At 65.7% G+C, this 1722-nt stretch carries 1 protein-coding gene, 2 tRNA genes and 1 pseudogene; 3 read left to right on the top strand and 1 reads right to left on the bottom strand.

The window, feature by feature from the left end; all coding sequences use genetic code 11:
- Positions 1 to 52: 52 nt before the first annotated feature.
- Positions 53 to 361 (top strand): annotated as a pseudogene (locus tag I0Q12_RS34705) (tyrosine-type recombinase/integrase); the annotation flags it as partial.
- 149 nt (positions 362 to 510) lie between these two features.
- Here I0Q12_RS34705 and I0Q12_RS21715 read toward each other — a convergent pair.
- Positions 511 to 586 (bottom strand) — tRNA-Lys (locus I0Q12_RS21715).
- A 257-nt stretch (positions 587 to 843) separates the two neighbouring features.
- Here I0Q12_RS21715 and I0Q12_RS21710 point away from each other — a divergent pair.
- Together I0Q12_RS21710 and I0Q12_RS21705 are read left to right on the top strand one after the other, a co-directional pair.
- Complete coding sequence (locus I0Q12_RS21710; RefSeq protein WP_197254590.1) at positions 844 to 1494, top strand: TetR/AcrR family transcriptional regulator; 651 nt, start codon at positions 844 to 846, stop codon at positions 1492 to 1494.
- A 110-nt stretch (positions 1495 to 1604) separates the two neighbouring features.
- Positions 1605 to 1677, top strand: a tRNA-Glu gene (locus I0Q12_RS21705).
- The last annotated feature ends 45 nt before the right edge of the window (positions 1678 to 1722 follow it).

Here is a 1722-nt window from a genome sequence, read left to right as displayed (position 1 = left end):
CAGGCAGTACCGGTTCGGCCGGCCGAAGACAGCCAGCGGTGAGCATCGCGCCGTGGATCTGGACCAGGCGACTGCTGGAGTCCTGCTGTCTCAGCGGCTCGCTCAGGACGCCGAGCGGGCAGCGTGGGGTGAGGCCTATAGCGATCATGGTCTGGTGTTCGCGCGTGAGGATGGCTCGCCTTTGCCGCCTCAGTTCGTCTCTACCGAGTTCGCCAGGCTCTGCGAGGGTGCAGGGCTGCGTCCGATTCGTCTGCACGATCTCCGCCACGGTCAGGCGTCGCTGATGCTCGCGGCGGGCGTGCCCATCGCGATCGTGTCCAAGCGGCTCGGCCACTCGTCGATCAGCATCACGTCGGACACGTACTCACATCTGCTCGGTGGCGTCGGCGCGCAGGCTGCCGAGGCCGCGGCTTCTCTGGTGCCGCGAACCTCGCGTGACCAATCGGTGACCACTCCGATCGATCCGAACGTGCACGTCCCGCCACCAGGCGACGAATCGCCTGGTGACGCTGGTGCCCCCAGTAGGGCTCGAACCTACGACCTGCGGATTAAAAGTCCGTAGCTCTACCAACTGAGCTATAGGGGCGTGGGCGCACAGTGTAACCACAGAGTGCCGCGCGGGGGTATCCGGGAACCGAAAATCTCTCGGCGGCTCGGATGCTCACCCCCTGCGTCGCACCCGAGCCGTAGAAAATCGTACCACCCGGTGTGTTCTTCCAGCGTAGCCGTGGGGGACCGTTTGAGCTGCTACGTGCGGGTGCGGCGGCGATATCCGGTGGACGTCTACAGTTGTCCGCGGGGGCAGACTATTGAGGGGGCGGTCAGGTTCGGAGGCTTCACCCCATGGCACCTCAACAGGAACGCGCGAGGCGCACGCGGGCAGCGATCGTGGAATCCGCTGCGGCGGAGTTCTCCAAGCGCGGTTACGCGGCGGCGTCGATCAACACGATTCTGGAGCATTCGAACGCCACCAAGGGCGCGATGTACTTCCACTTCGACTCGAAGGAAGCGCTCGCCCGTGCCGTGCTCGAGGAAGGGCTCGCGCGATACCGAGCGCTCGTCGACCGGTGGGTGCAGGCTCCCGGGCTCGATCCGTTCGAACGTCTGCACGGAATGGTCACCGAACTCGCGGACGCCCTGCAGCGGGACGTCATCATCCGCGCCGAGTTCAAGCTCTTGATCGAGCCGGAGTTCGAATCCGAGGCGCGGTTGCGGGGCGGCTCCGTGTGGGGAACGGCCGGGTATCGCCTCGCGGAGGAGGCGCAGCGCGAGGGGCTGTTCCGGCCGGGTGCCGACATCCGGCGCTTCGTCGAGGTGATCAGCGCGGCGCTGGCGGGACAGCGGTACATGACCGACCTGACGTCTTCCGATGGCGACGTACGCGCGCGGTTCGAGATGTGCCTGGAGGTCCCGCTCGAGGCGATGGCGTCGCAGGAATGGCTCGACCGGTGGCACCGGGAGGGTTGGCCGGCCGCGGCGAATCCCCTGCAATAGAGCCTTTGACCTGCTGATTTGTGAATCGGGAAAGCGGTGTCCTAAGCTATCCAAGCTCCCAACGGAACACGAACGCCGTTGAGGGTGCGGGTCGGAGCAATCCGGTCTGGGCCCCCTTCGTCTAGCGGCCTAGGACGCCGCCCTTTCAAGGCGGTAGCGCGGGTTCGAATCCCGTAGGGGGTACTCTTCGGTGTACACCGGAGGGTGCAGTACAAGTGAAGAATGTTC

The organism is Rhodococcus sp. CX (genome assembly GCF_015865005.1).
Taxonomy (GTDB): domain Bacteria; phylum Actinomycetota; class Actinomycetes; order Mycobacteriales; family Mycobacteriaceae; genus Rhodococcus.
Note: the sequence above shows the minus strand (reverse complement) of the source record. Positions and strands in the feature narration are given on the sequence as shown.